Here is a 16104-nt window from a genome sequence, read left to right as displayed (position 1 = left end):
GCCTTGGGCACGTCATCGACGATGCTGATCACGATGGTGCTGGTGGTGGTGTTGCCGAGCGAATCCTTGACCTGGTAGGTGAAGGATTCAGTCAGCACATTCGGGCCATCGTTGACGTGATTCGGCGAGTTCGGTGCGGAGGTCAAGGTGTAGGTGTAGGTGCCATCCGTATTGAGCTGGATCTGGCCATACTGGCCGGTGGCGTTACCGACCAAGGTGAAGGTCAGCCCGCCCACGCCACCGCTGACGGAACTGGCCAACGAACCGCTGGCCGTCTCGCCGGTGGAACCCGGTTCACTGCCGGTAACATTGCCACCGGCCAGATCGTTGCCATCCTTGTTCAGATCAAGTGCTTTCTCGTAGACCGTGACCTCGCTGTCAGGCCCGGCGATCAGCGAGCAATCGCGCACGTCGATGGTAATGGTGGTGGTGCTTTCGTCGCCATCACTGTCACGCACGGTATAGACGAAGACATCCGTGGCGCCCGCCGGCGCCACGGCATTGGGGTTGGCGTGATAGGTGGCGTTGCCTTGGGCATCGAGGGTCAGGTAACCGTACTGGCCCTGGACCGGATCGCCCAATTGGCCACTGGCCGATGTCGAGGTATCGGACCCGGCTCGCACACCCACCACGTAACGACCATCGGCCCGTACGTCCGCGCCAGACGTATCGTTGTCGAGCACGTTGCCGCTGACCGTGCCGCCTTCGACGACACTGGCCGCATCGGGATTGGCCTTGGGCAGGTCGTCGACGATGTTCACGTCCAGCGAACCAGTGGCCGTGCTGCCATCGGTGTCCGTGGCGGTGACGGTGAAATGCTCGGACAGGCTGTTGGCGCCGTCGCCGTTGGCGTGGCTCTCGTTGTCCAGCAAGGTGTAGCTGTAGCTGATCACACCCGTGGCCGGGTTGTAACCGGTGATGGTCAGGGTGTTGCCCAGCGTAGTGGTGATCGACTGCGGGAAACTTGCCGCCACGCCGCCACTGACCACGGTGATGCCGCCGACGTTCAAGGTCTGCAGGCCATCGGGCGCCGTCACCGTGAAGGTGCCGCTCTGCGTCAGCGCATCGGGATTGGGTGCACTGCCGTCGGCCAGGTTCTTCTCGTAGACGGTCAGCTCGCCGCCTTTGACGTCCAGCCCGCCGAGGGTCACCGGGTCATCGAGGTTGCTGACGTTGAGGGTCAGGGTCGCGGTGCTGGTGTCGCCGTCGGCGTCTTTCAGGGTGTAGGTAAAGTTTTCCACCCCACTGCCGCCACCGTGCAGATTCTTGAAGTCCGGATCGTTGGTATTGAGGGTGTAGGTGTAGGAACCATCCGCCGCCAGCACCAGGGTGCCGTAGGTGCCAACGAAGGTACCGGCCACCACCGGGCCGCTGGGGATGCGGTCCGCGCCCTGGATATCGTTGGTCAGCACATTGCCGCTGAGTTCCAGATGCTGCTCGGTGGCGGTGGTGGCATTGCTGTCATTCACAGCCCTGGGCACATCGTCACGAACGATAACGTCCAGCGTGCCGCTGGCCACATCGCCATCGGTGTCGCTGACCAGCACCGGGAACTGCTCGCCCAATGTATTGGTCCCGGCACCTTCCGGATGATGTTCCGCGCCGGTCAGGGTGTAGCTGTAGCTCACCACGCCCGTGGCCGGGTTGTAGCCCGTGATGGTCAGCACATTGCCGAGCCCGGTGACGATGGACTGGCCGACGCCGGTCACCACGCCAGCGGTGACCACATTGATGCCACCGACACTGAGGTTGAACACGCCATCGGCGGCAACCACCGTGAAGCTGCCCGACTGGGTCAAGGCCAGAGGGTTGCTGGCCGAGCCCTGGGGCAGGTTCGCCTCGTCCAGGCTCAACTCGGCAGGGCTGACATCCAGGCCGGTGAGGCTGACCGGATTGTCAGCGGGTGGCGCGCCGGCCGGCAGGGGCGCCGCGTCATTGCCATCGAGCCCACCAAGCTCGAGGTTGGCCAGCAAAGGGAAGCCGTTGAAGCCCGCCGTAGGGAAACCGATGGTGGGATCCACCCGACCGGCCACCTCGGTCAGTATCACGAAACTGTGGCCGCCACCGAGCGCACCCGACACGCCACCAGGGTTGCCGCCCGCCGCGGTCGCTTCGGCTTCCTGCGTGGGGTCGGCGCCTGCGGCAATGGCTTTTTGCAGTTGCTCGACGTCACTGAGCTGGGCGTTGCTGGGCTGCGTGTCCGGCGCTTGTACATGAGGAGCGCGATCGGCCAGCAGGTCGGGGGTCATCTCCAGGCTGCTGCCACGGCCCAGGGTCAGCTCGGCACCGTTTTGCAAGCGCACCGCCACCGCGCCCTCGCTTCCGGTCTCCAGTTGCTCGCCGGCGAACAGGCGATCCCCTTCCACCAACAGGCGGCGATGACCGTCATCGCCCACCGCGAATACCTGGCCGACTACCTTGCCGACCACACCGACTAATTTAGCCATGAGCGTACGCCTCCCCTGCCGATGGGCTTTTCGCAGATCAAGGCGTGCCGGGTAATGTGCGCAAGGTTCCGAGTGCCATGGTTGCTGGAACCGTTGCTGTCACGTTCGTGAGAAACCACGCTCCTTGTGACGACTGCCGCGATAGTGGACAGGGCGAATGGCCATTATTGAGTGCCATTTTTTTGTCGCCAAATTCCGCTTTCGCCTTCCTCCCCTGTCTCCTTAGCTGCAAAAAATCTGGAACTTTCACCAAAGCCCGAAAATCGCCTGTCCCAGCCAATTCCCGTAACCACCTGAATGAAACAATGTCCCGGATTTCTTAGACCGCATAAGTTTTTTTTCGCATATATCTTATGAAAAAATCTTCTTAGCTCGCCCGGTAAATGTTCTTAGCTCTGTTGTTACAAACCTGAAACGGTTTGATTCTAATTTTTCGTCATTTTTTTGGCGAACAGCAGGACATTATTCAGGACCAGGGAGATGTACCCCATGCGCGCTTTAACCCCCATCACCAGTGCGATTTTGTTGGCCATGGCGTGTGCCAACAGTCAGGCGATGTCGATTACCGAGGCTGTCCAGAACGCCGTGGACCAGCATCCCGAGATCAGCGCCAGCCGCAACAGCAGGCTGTCCGCTGACGAGGATGTGAAGTTCGCCCGCGGGGGGTACTACCCAACCGTCGATCTGGTCGCAGGCTACGGCCGGCAACGTTCGGACAACACCAACACCCGCGGCTTCAACCCGGACGGCACGCGTAACCACAACAAGGAAACGCTCAACTACACCCAGTCGGAACTGCGCCTGCGGCAGATGCTGTTCGACGGCTTCAATACCTCCAACGAGGTCGCCCGCACCGAAGCGGTGGCCACCTCACGCGCCTACTACACCCAGGCCACTGCCGAGAGCATCGCCCTGCGTGCGATCGAGGTTTACCTAGAGGTGCTCAAGCGCCGCGAGCTGGTGAGCTTGGCCAAGAACAACCTGCAGGCCCACCTGCGGGTCAACGACCAGATCGGCCTGCGTAGCGAGCGCGGCGTGGGCAGCACCGCCGACCTCGACCAATCCCGCGCCCGTCGTGCACTGGCCGAGAACAACCTGGATACCGCCGAAGTCGACCTGGCCGACGCCGAGGCCAACTTCTACAGCGTAGTCGGGCGCCTGCCGGACGAGCTGGAAACCCCGGTCACCATCAAGGGCGAAGTACCGGGCGACCTGCTCAATGCCCGCCAGGGCATGCTCGAGAACAACCCCTACCTCAAGTCGGCGCAGGCCGACGTGCGCTCCGCCGAGCAGCAATACGAAGTGGCCAAGTCGCCCTTCTACCCACGCCTGGATGCAGTGCTGGCCACCGGTGCCAACAACAACCTCGGCGGCCAGAAGGGGCACGACAACAATGACTGGCAGGCCGGCGTCGAGCTCAGCTACAACCTGTTCCGCGGCGGCAGCGACAAAGCCCGCCTGCAGTCGGACGCGCACAAGATCAACCAGGCGATGGACATCCGCAACAACGCCCTGCGCGAGCTGAACGAAAACCTCAGCCTGGCCTGGAACGCGATGAACAACGCCCGCAAGCAGACCCCAAGCGCCCGCGAGTACGCCGAGACCACCCAGCGCGTGCGTGCCGCCTACCAGGACCAGTTCGGCCTGGGCCAGCGCACCCTGCTCGACGTGCTCGACAGCGAGAACGAGCTGTACAACGCCAACCGTCGCTACACCGAGGTGCGCTATACCGAAGAGTTCTCGATGTACCGGGTGCTGGCGACCATGGGCGAGCTGCTGAGCAAGCAGCGTATCTCGCTGCCGCCGGAAGCCATCGCCAAGACCGAAGTGCGCAACGAGGCGACATTGCCTGACATGCGTTAGGTTCTGACGAGACAAGGGACTTTTCGCCAGCGCCCATTTCCCGTCCACCGCGGCAGGAGTAGGCCATCGTGACCAGTATGCAAAGCGCGCAACCGCGCCTGGATGTTGATGATCCGTTGCTCGATGGCCTGCTGATCCTGTGCAAGCTGCATGGCTGCACGGCCAGCCGTGCCAGCCTGTGCAGTGGCCTGCCACTGGCCGAGCAACGCCTGGGCCTGGGCCTGCTGCCCCGCGCCGCCGCACGTGCCGGGTTGCAGGCTCGCGTGCTGCGGCGTGACCTGGACGCCATTTCCCCGCTCAACTTGCCGGTGCTGCTGATCCTCGATGACGGCCGCAGCGCCGTGCTGCAACGCTGGGGCGAAAACGGCCGGGCATTGCTGCTGCCCTGCGAGGCCGAGGGTGGTGAGCAGTGGGTCGAGCGCGAAGCCCTGGCGCAGGCCTACAGCGGCCAGGCCCTGTTCGCGCGCCCCCGGCATACCCTGGAGGATGTACGCGCGCCGCTGATCCCGCGGGTCAACGCCTGGTTCCGCGACACCCTGCGCCACTCCCGCTGGCTGTACAGCGATGCCCTGCTGGCCAGCCTGCTGATCAACCTCCTGGGCCTGATGGTGCCGCTGTTCGTCATGCAGACCTACGACCGCGTGGTCCCCAACCAGGCGCTGTCCACCCTGTGGGTGCTGGTCGCCGGCCTGTTCATCGGCACCGCCTTCGAACTGGTGCTGCGCATGGTTCGCGCCCACCTGCTGGACCAGGCCGGCAAGAAGACCGACCTGATTCTCTCCGCCACCTTGTTCGAACGCATCACCGGCATGAGCATGAAGGCGCGCCCGGCCACCATCGGCGGCTTCGCCCAGAGCATCCATGACTTCCAGGGGCTGCGCGAATTCCTCACCGCCGTGACCCTGACCAGCATCATCGACCTGCCGTTCGTGGCCCTGATGCTGCTGGTGATCGGCCTGCTCGGGGGCTGGCTGGTGGTGATCCCGCTGATCGCGTTCCCGCTGGCGGTAGGCCTGGCGCTGTTCATCCAGGTGCGCCTGCGCGACACCGTGCAAAAAAGCCTGAGCCTCGGCGCGGTGCGCCAGGCGCTGCTGATCGAGACCCTCGGCGGCCTGGAAACCCTCAAGGCGTGCGGCGCCGAAAGCGAACGCCAGTACCAGTGGGAACACACCAACGGCGCCATCGCCCGCCTCGACGCCCATGCCCGCAACCTGTCGTCGCTGGCCAGCAACGGCACGCTGTTCATCCAGCAGTTCTGCGGCATGGCGACGATCGTCGCCGGGGTGTACAGCATCATCGCCGGCAACCTCAGCGTCGGCGCGCTGGTGGCCAGCTACATGCTCGGCAGCCGGGTGCTCGCCCCGCTCGGCCAGATCGCTGGGCTGATCACCCGCTACCAACAAGCCCAGCTGACCATGCGCAGCACCGACGCCCTGATGAGCCTGCCCCAGGAGCGCGAGGCCGAGCACCAGGCGCTGGAGCACACCTCGCTGCAAGGTGGCATCACCATCAACCACGCCACCTTCCGCTATGCCGGGCAAACGGCGCCAGCCCTCAACGACGTCAGCGCCGCCCTCAAGCCGGGCGAGCGCATCGGTATCATCGGCCGCAGCGGCTCGGGCAAGAGCACCCTTGCCCGGCTGTTGATGGGATTCCATCACCCCGACGAAGGCCAGGTGCTGCTGGACAACCTCGACCTGCGCCAACTGGATATCAGCGACCTGCGCAGCCAACTCGGCTACGTGGCCCACGACCTGCCGCTGCTGGCCGGCAGCCTGCGCGACAACCTCACCCTCGGCGCACGGCACGTCAGCGACGCGCGCATGCTGGAAGTCGCCGAACTGACCGGCGTCAGCGAGCTGGCCCGCCAGCACCCGCAAGGCTTCGACCGCCCGGTGGGCGAGCGCGGCCAGCTGCTCTCCGGCGGCCAGCGCCAGGCCGTGCTGCTGGCCCGGGCCCTGCTGCTGGAGCCGCCGATCCTGATACTCGACGAGCCCACCAGCCACATGGACAACAGCAGCGAAGAGCAACTGCGCCAGCGCCTGCTGAACTGGGTGCCCGGCAAGACCCTGCTGCTGGTCACCCACCGCACCTCGATGCTCAGCCTGGTGGACCGGCTGCTGGTACTGGACAACGGCAAGATCGTTGCCGACGGGCCGAAGGATGCGGTCATCGACGCGCTGCGCAAGGGCCGTATCGGCGCGGCGCTGTAAACCAACACTGTTGAATCCCTGTGGGAGCGGGCCCCGGCCTGCATCGGAGGTAGAACATGCCCATCAGCCACAGCGTGCGCAGCTACCTCCAGGGCGGCGACAGCCGCGCCGAACGCGACTATATGCCAGAGTTGGCCGGCGCCACCCTGCAGGAGTCGCCCAGCCTGTCGCGCCTGACCGTGTGGCTGGCGGCGATCCTGCTGCTGGTGGCGCTGGTCTGGGCCAACTTCGCGGTGCTCGATGAAGTCACCGTCGGCGAAGGCAAGGCAATCCCGTCGAGCAAGGTGCAGGTGGTGCAGAACCTCGAAGGCGGCATCGTCACCGAGATCTTCGTGCGCGAGGGGCAGATGGTCGACAAGGGCGCCACCCTCCTGCGCCTGGATGACACGCGCTTCAAGTCGAACAAGGGTGAAAGCGAGGCCGACCGTTACGCCCTCACCGCGCAGGTGGAGCGCCTGTCGGCCGAATCCGAAGGCCGCCCCTTCGTGCTGTCGAGCGAAGTACGCGCCAAGGCGCCGCAGGTGGCCGAGGACGAGGCCGCGCTATACGAATCACGCCAGCGCCGCCTGACCAGCGAGAAGCAGACCCTCAATGAACAGCTACGGCAGAAGACTCAGGAGCTGGCCGAGTTTCGTTCCAAGGTCGACCAGTACCGCTCGGCGGTGGGCCTGTTGCAGCAGGAACTGGACATGTCCTCGCCGCTAGTGAGCAAGGGCGCCATCTCCCCGGTGGAGATCCTGCGCCTCAAGCAGCGCAGCGTCGAGGCGCGCGGCCAGCTGAACGCGACCAACCTGGCCATACCCCGCGCCGAAGCGGCGATCGCCGAGATCCGCAGCAAGATTCAGGAATCGGACGCAAGCTTTCGCTCCGACGCCGCCAAGGAGCTCAACGACAAACGCACCGAACTGTCGAAGATCACCGCCACCAGCATAGCCATCGACGACCGGGTCAACCGCACCACCGTGGTGTCGCCGGTGCGCGGCATCGTCAAGCTGCTCAAGGTCAACACCATCGGCGGCGTGGTGCAGCCCGGCAGCGACCTGGTGGAGATCGTGCCTATCGAGGACAACCTGCTGATCGAGGCCAAGGTACGGCCGCAGGACGTGGCGTTCCTGCACCCGGGGCAGACCGCAATGGTCAAGTTCAGCGCCTACGACTACACCATCTACGGCGGGCTCAAGGCCAAGCTGGAGCTGATCGGCGCGGACACCGTCACCGACGACAAAGGCAATGCGTTCTACCTGATCCAGGTGCGCACCGACAAGAACCACCTGGGGGGCGACAACAAGCCGCTGCTGATCATCCCGGGGATGGTCGCCACGGTGGACATCATTACCGGGCAGAAGAGCGTGCTGGACTATCTGCTGAAGCCGGTGATGAAGGCCCGGACCGAGGCGTTGCGCGAGCGCTGAGCGCGATCTGAATATCAGTGGGAGCGGGCTTGCCCCGCGATAAGGCCGGCACAGCCAACCGTTTGATCAACCCTGGCCGTGATTACGCTCGAAGGTTTCCGCGCCCATGGCTGCGATCTGCCCGTCGATCAACGCCTCGAACGGGCGCAACAACGCATCGAAGCCAGCAGGCGCTTCCAGCACGTTCAGCGCCTGCACGATCGCCTCGAGGGTTGATACGGCGCCTGGCTCAGGGGCCTTGCGCAACCGGTAGCGCGAAGGCAGGACTGCGCCCAGCGTCACCCGTGGCAAGGCTTCCAGCTGCGGGTTCAGGTAGAGCATCTTGCGTGCCTTGCGCCAGGTGCCGTCGGGTACGATCAGCAGCAACGGCAGATCATCACCCTGCCCGTATGCCTGCAGGACCTCTGCCTCATCACCTGGGAACAACAGCACCGGGCGATAACCCGGTGTCGTCAGCAAGGTCGCCAGGTCATCGAACACCTCGCCGATCCGCAACTCTGCATTCACTAACCCAAGGGCGGCCAGGCGAGCCGTGTTCAGGGCGTGGGCGGTTTCACTGGGGTGTTGCAACACGATCACGCGGGTACGGCTGTCCAGGTGCGGGATCAGTGGGCAGAGGCAATGGGCGAGCGGGCGCTGGCAGCGCTCGCAGCGAGGTCTGGGCATGGGGATCTCCGTTGGCGGAGGGATTTTGCCACAGGCTGGAAATTTGGGCCCGCTTTGCGGGCCTTTCGCCGGCAAGCCGGCTCCCACACCGACCGCGCAAACCTCAAGCCTTGCACTGTCCCTGTGGGAGCCGGCTTGCCGGCGATGAAGGCAACGGGCATCAGCGGTTGAACCGCTCCGCCAGGCTGTGCAGGTACTCCGCCATGCGCTCCAGGTCCTGACTGATCTCGGCGCCCTGCTTGGCCTGCCCCGCGCTCTCGTCGCACAAATGGGCGATGCGCACGATCTGCTGGTTGATATCCTCGGCCACATGGCTCTGCTGCTCCGACGCCGTGGCCATCTGCTGGCTCATGCCGGTGATGCGACTGATCGCCTGGGCGATCCCCGACAACGCCTCCTGCACCGCCTCGACGCTGTGCACGCTGTCGCTGGAGATCTGCTGCCCGCGGCTGGCGCTGGCCACCGCACGGTCGGCACCGGAACGCAGGGTGGAGATGATGTGGTGGATCTCCTCGGTCGAGGCGCGGGTGCGCTGCGCCAGCGACCGCACCTCGTCCGCCACCACGGCGAAGCCCCTGCCCTGCTCGCCGGCCCGCGCCGCCTCGATGGCGGCATTGAGCGCCAGGAGGTTGGTCTGCTCGGCAATCGAGGTGATCACATCCACCACGCTGCCGATGGACTGGGTCTGCTCGGCCAGGGCATTGACCGCCTGGCCGATGTCGCTGACCGCCTCGTTCATGCTGCCCATGGCGCGCAGGCTCTGCTGCGCCAGGTCGCTGCCCTGCTGGGCCAGTTGGTCAGCGTCGCTGGCGGCGTGGGCGGTGGTCTGCACGTTATGGGTCACCTGCTGGATGGTCGCCGCCATCTGCGCGATGGCGGTGGCCGACTGGTCGGTCTCGCTGCGCTGGCGGTCGAGCATCTGCGCCTGGGCATCGGACAGCCCGGCGGACTGCGCGGCCCGTGACTTGACCCCGACACCGGCATCCACCAGGCGGGTCAGCGCGGTCTGCAGGCGCGCCTCTTCGCTGATGATGGCCAGGTCTAGCTGGCCCTGCAGGCCGGGGTTGTCACTGTAGGTCAGGGCCACCAGCGGGCTGGTAAAGGCCTTGGGGTGCTCTTCGAGAGTACGGCGAATCGACTGGTTCTGCCGGTGCTCAACCACGTACCAGGCCGCCAGCAGGCTGGCCATCAGCCCCCCCAGCGCCGCATAGGGGGGAAACCACAGGTAGGCGGCGGCCGACAGCAGGCCCGCGCCGATCAGCGGCCAGCCATGGCCGATCCCATGCCCCAGGCGTGCTGCCAGCGGGACCGGCGAGCGCCCCGCCCGCAGACGGGCGTACAGCTTTTCCGCCCGGCGGATCTGCTCCCGGCTCGGCACCGAGCGCACCGATTCGTAGCCACTGATGCGGCCGTTCTCGTACACCGCCGTGACGTAGGCGCTGACCCAGTAGAAATCGCCATTCTTGGCGCGGTTCTTGACCACGCCCATCCACGGTTTGCCTTGCTTGATGGTGTCCCACATATGCCCGAAGACCGCCGGCGGCATGTCGGGATGACGCACCAGGTTGTGTGGCTGGCCGACCAGTTCGTCGTAGGTGAAGCCGCTGATGGCCACGAATGCGTCGTTGCAATAGGTAATGCGACTGTTCAGGTCGGTGGTGGAGATCAGCCGCTGGTCTTGGGGAAAGGTTCTTTCGTGCTCGGTGACGGGCAAATTCATGCGCATCGTTGGCGATCCCTTGCTTATCCAGATGAGTGGGAAAATCATCAAAGCAAGTAGATATTTAGCAGAAGGCCAGCATGCCAGCGGTCAAGTTTTGTAGAAAATTCGCCCGCCCTGACGGAATGTTCACAACGCGACAGTCCTCACCCTACGTTGAGCTGGCTCTTGAGCAGGTCGCGGAAGGTCTGGATCAACGATTCCCGGCTGCGGCCACGGCGGATGATCAGGGAAAACGGTGCCTGGTAGCCGAACGTGGCCGGCGACAGCACGCGCAGGTCGCCCTTGTCGACCCAGGCCTGGGCATAGTGCTCGGGCAGGTAGCCGATGTAGGCGCCGGAGAGAATGAGGATCAACTGCGCCTCCATGCTCTCCACGGTGGCCGCGCTGTGCTTGAAACCATGCCTGGCCAGCTCGGCCTGGCTCCAGTAGCCCCGTCCGACCATGCGCTGCTGGGTGATCACCGGCTCAGGAATGCGCCGCTCGCCGAACAGCGCGTGACGACTGCTGCAATACAGCCAGTGCTGCTCGCGGTACAGCGGCTGGTAGACCAGCCCGCTCATGCGCGAGGAGAACGCGCCGATGGCCAGGTCCAGGCGGTTGTCCTGCACCCCCAGTTGCAGTTCGTAGGGGCTCGATACCGACAGGTGCAGGTGCACCGCCGGGTGTTCCTGGCTGTAGGCGCCAATGGCCTCGGCCAGCGGCAGGGCGCTGTCGCCAACGGTGGAGTCGATCACCCCCAGGTTGAGGGTACCGCGCAGCTCGCCCTTGAGCGCCGCGGCGTACTGTTCGAAACCGTCCAGCTCACCGAGCAGGCGCAAGGTCTCCTGGTGGAACAGTTCACCCTTGCTGGTCAGGCTGAAGCCGCCCCGGCCACGGTGGCAGAGCACGATGCCCAGGGCGCTTTCCAGCTGGCTCATGTAGGTGCTGATCGCCGAGGTCGACAGGTTGAGGTCACGCTGGGCGTTGGCGAAACCCTGGTGGCGCACCACGCTGGCGAAGATGCGCAGCAGTTTCAGGTCGGGCAGCGATGAAGCCATGGTGCAGGGTCCGCAGGGTGGAAATCGCCAGAGTCTAACTCGGTTGCCGGCCGATAGTTCAGAGAATCCTGAAGTAAGTATTTGTCGGTAGCGATTCTTCCCGACCACTACCTTGCGCAGACTGCGGCGAAATGTCCCTGCCCGCCAGCATGACCAGATGATCCAGGCGCGCGGCGGCACAGGTTCGAACAAACAGAACAATCGACCGACTAATGAGGCCCACCGTGGACAAGATTCTCCACCAACCACTGGGCGGCAACGAAATGCCGCGTTTCGGCGGCATCGCCACCATGCTTCGCCTGCCCCACCTGCAAAGCGCCGAAGGCCTGGACGCCGCGTTCATCGGCGTGCCGCTGGACATCGGCACCTCGCTGCGTTCCGGCACCCGCTTCGGCCCGCGGCAGATCCGCGCCGAGTCGGTGATGATCCGCCCCTACAACATGGCCACCGGCGCCGCCCCGTTCGACTCGCTGTCGGTGGCCGACATCGGTGACGTGGCGATCAACACCTTCAACCTGCTCGACGCCGTGCGCATCATCGAAGAGGCCTACGACGAAATCGTCGAGCACAATGTCATCCCGCTGACCCTGGGCGGCGACCACACCATCACCCTGCCGATCCTGCGTGCCCTGCACAAGAAGCACGGCAAGATAGGCCTGGTTCACATCGATGCCCACGCCGACGTCAACGACCACATGTTCGGCGAGAAGATCGCCCACGGCACCACCTTCCGCCGCGCCGTGGAAGAAGGCCTGCTCGATTGCGACCGAGTGGTGCAGATCGGCCTGCGCGCCCAGGGCTACACCGCCGACGACTTCAACTGGAGCCGCCGCCAGGGCTTTCGCGTGGTGCAGGCCGAGGAGTGCTGGCACAAGTCGCTGGCGCCGCTGATGGCCGAAGTGCGCGAGAAAGTCGGTGGCGGCCCGGTTTACCTGTCGTTCGACATCGACGGCATCGACCCGGCCTGGGCGCCCGGCACCGGCACCCCGGAGATCGGCGGCTTGACCACCATCCAGGCGATGGAGATCATCCGCGGCTGCCACGGCCTGGACCTGATCGGCTGCGACCTGGTCGAGGTTTCCCCACCCTACGACACCACCGGCAACACCTCGTTGCTGGGTGCCAACCTGCTGTTCGAAATGCTCTGCGTGCTGCCAGGGGTGGTACGCCGCTGATACCTCATCGCTGGCAAACCGGTTTCCTGTGGAAGCTGGCTTGCCAGCGATGAAGACGTCACGACACCAGCATAGAAACACCCCCGGCAGGAGCCATTCGGGAGGGCCATAGAGGCCCGCCAACACAAGACAGAACCGCCGGGCGCCTTGCACCGTCCGGACGGCCGATCTCGCCATAATAAAGATAATCGGGAGACCCCCAATGGCCTTGGACATCATCGTTGTACTGATCTATGCCGCCGGCATGCTCGCGCTTGGCTGGTACGGCATGCGGCGCGCGAAGACTCACGAAGACTACCTGGTGGCCGGGCGCAACCTCGGCCCGACGCTGTACATGGGCACCATGGCCACCACCGTGCTCGGCGGCGCTTCCACCGTCGGCACAGTGCGCCTGGGCTATGTGCACGGCATCTCCGGCTTCTGGCTGTGCGCCGCCCTGGGCCTGGGGATCATCGCCCTCAACCTGTTCCTGGCCAAGCCGCTGCTGCGCCTGAAGATCTTCACCGTCACCCAGGTGCTGGAGCGCCGCTACAACCCGATGGCCCGCCAGGCCAGCGCGGCGATCATGCTCGCCTACGCACTGATGATCGCGGTGACCTCGACCCTGGCCATGGGCACAGTGCTGCAGGTCCTGCTCGACGTGCCCTTCTGGATGGCCCTGCTGTTCGGCGGCGGCGTGGTGGTGGTGTACTCGACCATCGGCGGCATGTGGTCGCTGACCCTGACCGACATCGTCCAGTTCGTGATCAAGACCGTGGGCCTGATGTTCATCCTGCTGCCGGTGTGCCTGTACAAGGCCGGCGGCTGGGATGCCCTGGTGGCCAAGCTGCCGGCGGCCAGCTTCAGCTGGACCACCATCGGTTGGGACACCATCATTACCTACTTCCTGATCTACTTCTTCGGCATCCTGATCGGCCAGGACATCTGGCAGCGCGTGTTCACCGCCCGTGACGAGAAGGTCTGCCAGCGCGCCGGCACCACCGCCGGGGTCTACTGCGTGCTATACGGCCTGGCCTGCGCACTGATCGGCATGGCCGCCCACGTGCTGATGCCGGACCTTGCCAACCCGAACAACGCCTTCGCCGAGATGATCAAGGGCCAACTGCCCGAGGGCATCCGTGGCCTGCTGATGGCCGCCGCCCTGGCCGCGATGATGTCCACCGCCAGCGCCGGCCTGCTGGCCGCCTCGACCACCCTGACCGAAGACCTGCTGCCAAAACTACGCGGGGGCAAGCAGTCGAGCCTGGGCATTAACCGCCTCTTCACCCTGCTCACCGGCCTGGTGGTGCTGGGCATCGCCCTGGCGGTGAACGATGTGATCAGCGCCCTGACCCTGGCCTACAACCTGCTGGTGGGCGGCATGCTCATCCCGCTGATGGGGGCGATCTTCTGGAAACGCGCGACCACCGCCGGCGCCATCGCCAGTATGACGCTGGGCTTCGCCACCGCGTTGTTCTTCATGTTCAAGGACGGCCTGGATGCCAATTCGCCGATCTACTACAGCCTGGGCATCGGCCTGCTGAGCTTCGTGCTGGTCAGCCTGGCATCACGCAAGCCGGTGGCAACGGTGAACCTGGCCTGACCATTTCCAACCTCATTGTCGGCAAGGTAGCTTCAATGCACAGAAGCACCTTGTCGGCGAAAGTCCTACTCGCGAAACCGGCGACCACTCGCCCTATATAACAGATCGATCTAAAACTCTCACATCCTGCCCCGGTCACTACCTAAGTGCCCGCCTTCGCGGCACACCCTCCCCAACGGCAAAACCGGTAAGGACTTATGTGCGGATTAGCAGGAGAGTTACGTTTCACCCCCATCGACCAAGCGCCTCGCCCGGCGGACCTCGCCGCGGTGGAGCGCATCACCCACCACCTGGCGCCCCGTGGCCCCGATGCCTGGGGTTTCCATAGCCAGGGCTCGATCGCCCTTGGCCATCGGCGCCTGAAGATCATGGATTTATCCGACGGCTCGGCACAACCCATGGTCGACAATGACTTGGGCCTGGCCTTGGCTTTCAATGGCGCGATCTACAACTTCCCCGAGCTGCGCCAGGAACTGCAGGACCTGGGCTACCGCTTCTGGTCGGATGGCGACACCGAAGTGCTGCTCAAGGGCTACCACGCCTGGGGCGCGGCACTGCTTCCCAAACTCAACGGCATGTTCGCCCTGGCCATCTGGGAGCGCGACAACCAGCGCCTGTTCCTGGCCCGCGACCGCCTGGGCGTCAAACCTCTGTACCTGTCGCGAAACGGCGAGCGCCTGCGCTTCGCTTCGACCTTGCCGGCGCTGCTCAAGGGCGGCGATATCGACCCGGTGATCGACCCGGTCGCGCTCAACCACTACCTGAACTTCCACGCCGTGGTGCCCGCGCCGCGCACCCTGCTGGCCAATGTGCAGAAGCTCGAGCCCGGCACCTGGATGCGCGTCGACCGCCATGGTGAAGTCGAGCGCCAGACCTGGTGGCAGCTGCACTACGGCCCGAACCCGGACGAGCGCGAACTCGACCTGGAAGGCTGGACCAGCCGCGTGCTCGACGCCACCCGCGACGCCGTGGCCATCCGTCAGCGCGCGGCGGTGGATGTCGGCGTGCTGCTGTCCGGCGGTGTCGACTCCAGCCTGCTGGTCGGCCTGTTGCGCGAGGCCGGGGTGGACGACCTGTCGACCTTTTCCATCGGCTTCGAGGATGCCGGCGGCGAACGCGGCGACGAGTTCCAGTACTCCGACCTGATCGCCCGGCACTACGGCACGCGCCACCACCAATTGCGCATCGCCGAGCACGAGATCATCGAGCAACTGCCGGCGGCATTCCGCGCCATGAGCGAACCGATGGTAAGCCACGACTGCATCGCCTTCTACCTGCTGTCCCGGGAAGTGGCCAAGCATTGCAAAGGCGTGCAGAGCGGCCAAGGCGCCGACGAACTGTTCGCCGGCTACCATTGGTACCCGCAGGTCGATGGCGCCGAAGATGCCTTCGCGGCCTATCGCAAGGCCTTCTTCGACCGCAGCCATGCCGAGTACCGCGACACCGTGCAGGCGCCTTGGCGGCTGGATAACGACGCGGCCGGCGACTTCGTCCGCGAGCACTTCGCCCGCCCCGGCGCGGCGGACGCGGTGGACAAGGCGCTGCGTCTGGACAGCACGGTGATGCTGGTGGACGACCCGGTCAAGCGGGTCGACAACATGACCATGGCCTGGGGCCTGGAAGCGCGCACGCCGTTCCTCGACTATCGCCTGGTAGAGCTGTCGGCGCGCATCCCGGCGCGCTTCAAGCTGCCTGACGGCGGCAAGCAGGTGCTCAAGCAGGCGGCGCGCCGGGTCATCCCCCACGAGGTGATCGACCGCAAGAAGGGCTACTTCCCCGTACCCGGCCTCAAACACCTGGAAGGTGCCACCCTGGGCTGGGTACGCGAGCTGCTGACCGACCCGAGCCAGGATCGCGGCCTGTTCGATCCGGCCATGCTCGACCGCCTGCTGAGTAACCCACACGGCCAGCTTACGCCCCTGCGCGGCTCCAAGCTGTGGCAACTGGCGGCCCTGAACCTGTGGCTCAGCGAACAAGGAATCTGAC

Annotated in this window: 10 protein-coding genes and 1 pseudogene; 6 read left to right on the top strand and 5 right to left on the bottom strand. The window is 65.1% G+C overall.

The genetic code is table 11. From position 1 onward, the window contains the following. A partial coding sequence (locus BMY03_RS18165) for a retention module-containing protein (RefSeq protein WP_143067561.1) occupies positions 1-2447 on the bottom strand: 2447 nt, incomplete at its 3' end. A 489-nt stretch (positions 2448-2936) separates the two neighbouring features. Between BMY03_RS18165 and BMY03_RS18160 the strand changes: the two genes are divergently transcribed. The 3 genes from BMY03_RS18160 to BMY03_RS18150 all read left to right on the top strand — a co-directional run bounded on the left by BMY03_RS18160 (position 2937) and on the right by BMY03_RS18150 (position 7935). Beyond that, positions 2937-4310 (top strand): TolC family outer membrane protein, encoded by a 1374-nt coding sequence (locus tag BMY03_RS18160; protein ID WP_038707585.1) that lies wholly within the window; start codon positions 2937-2939, stop codon positions 4308-4310. A gap of 77 nt (positions 4311-4387) precedes the next feature. Beyond that, the gene (locus BMY03_RS18155) at positions 4388-6523 is read left to right on the top strand and encodes a type I secretion system permease/ATPase (RefSeq protein WP_094011847.1); all 2136 of its coding nucleotides are present in this window, start codon (positions 4388-4390) and stop codon (positions 6521-6523) included. Positions 6524-6579: 56 nt separating this feature from the next. Continuing rightward, complete coding sequence (locus BMY03_RS18150; protein ID WP_023632204.1) at positions 6580-7935, top strand: HlyD family type I secretion periplasmic adaptor subunit; 1356 nt, start codon at positions 6580-6582, stop codon at positions 7933-7935. 66 nt (positions 7936-8001) lie between these two features. Here the strand turns inward: BMY03_RS18150 and BMY03_RS18145 are convergent, their stop codons facing one another. The 4 genes and pseudogenes from BMY03_RS18145 to BMY03_RS18135 form a co-directional block, all read right to left on the bottom strand. Continuing rightward, positions 8002-8601: a tRNA-uridine aminocarboxypropyltransferase gene (locus tag BMY03_RS18145; protein WP_023632203.1), complete on the bottom strand. Its 600-nt coding sequence runs from the start codon at positions 8599-8601 to the stop codon at positions 8002-8004. A 160-nt stretch (positions 8602-8761) separates the two neighbouring features. Beyond that, the gene (locus BMY03_RS18140) at positions 8762-9790 is read right to left on the bottom strand and encodes a methyl-accepting chemotaxis protein (RefSeq protein WP_371041529.1); all 1029 of its coding nucleotides are present in this window, start codon (positions 9788-9790) and stop codon (positions 8762-8764) included. Positions 9791-10018: 228 nt separating this feature from the next. Next, a pseudogene (locus BMY03_RS27015) lies at positions 10019-10321 on the bottom strand (PAS domain-containing protein); the annotation flags it as partial. A 146-nt stretch (positions 10322-10467) separates the two neighbouring features. Beyond that, positions 10468-11361 (bottom strand): LysR family transcriptional regulator, encoded by an 894-nt coding sequence (locus BMY03_RS18135; RefSeq protein ID WP_023631522.1) that lies wholly within the window; start codon positions 11359-11361, stop codon positions 10468-10470. Between the two features lie 224 nt (positions 11362-11585). On the opposite strand from BMY03_RS18135, the gene speB reads away from it, so the two are divergent. From speB to BMY03_RS18120, 3 genes are all read left to right on the top strand, one after another. Further along, complete coding sequence (gene speB, locus BMY03_RS18130; RefSeq protein ID WP_046854594.1) at positions 11586-12536, top strand: agmatinase; 951 nt, start codon at positions 11586-11588, stop codon at positions 12534-12536. Positions 12537-12738: 202 nt separating this feature from the next. After that, entirely contained in the window at positions 12739-14118 is a 1380-nt protein-coding gene (locus BMY03_RS18125; protein ID WP_094011845.1) for a sodium:solute symporter family protein, read from the top strand. A gap of 197 nt (positions 14119-14315) precedes the next feature. Next, the gene (locus tag BMY03_RS18120; protein ID WP_094011844.1) at positions 14316-16103 is read left to right on the top strand and encodes an N-acetylglutaminylglutamine amidotransferase; all 1788 of its coding nucleotides are present in this window, start codon (positions 14316-14318) and stop codon (positions 16101-16103) included. Position 16104 lies beyond the last annotated feature (1 nt).

The sequence above is a fragment of the Pseudomonas soli genome, assembly GCF_900110655.1.
Classification (GTDB): Bacteria; Pseudomonadota; Gammaproteobacteria; order Pseudomonadales; family Pseudomonadaceae; genus Aquipseudomonas; species Aquipseudomonas soli.
Note: the sequence above shows the minus strand (reverse complement) of the source record. Positions and strands in the feature narration are given on the sequence as shown.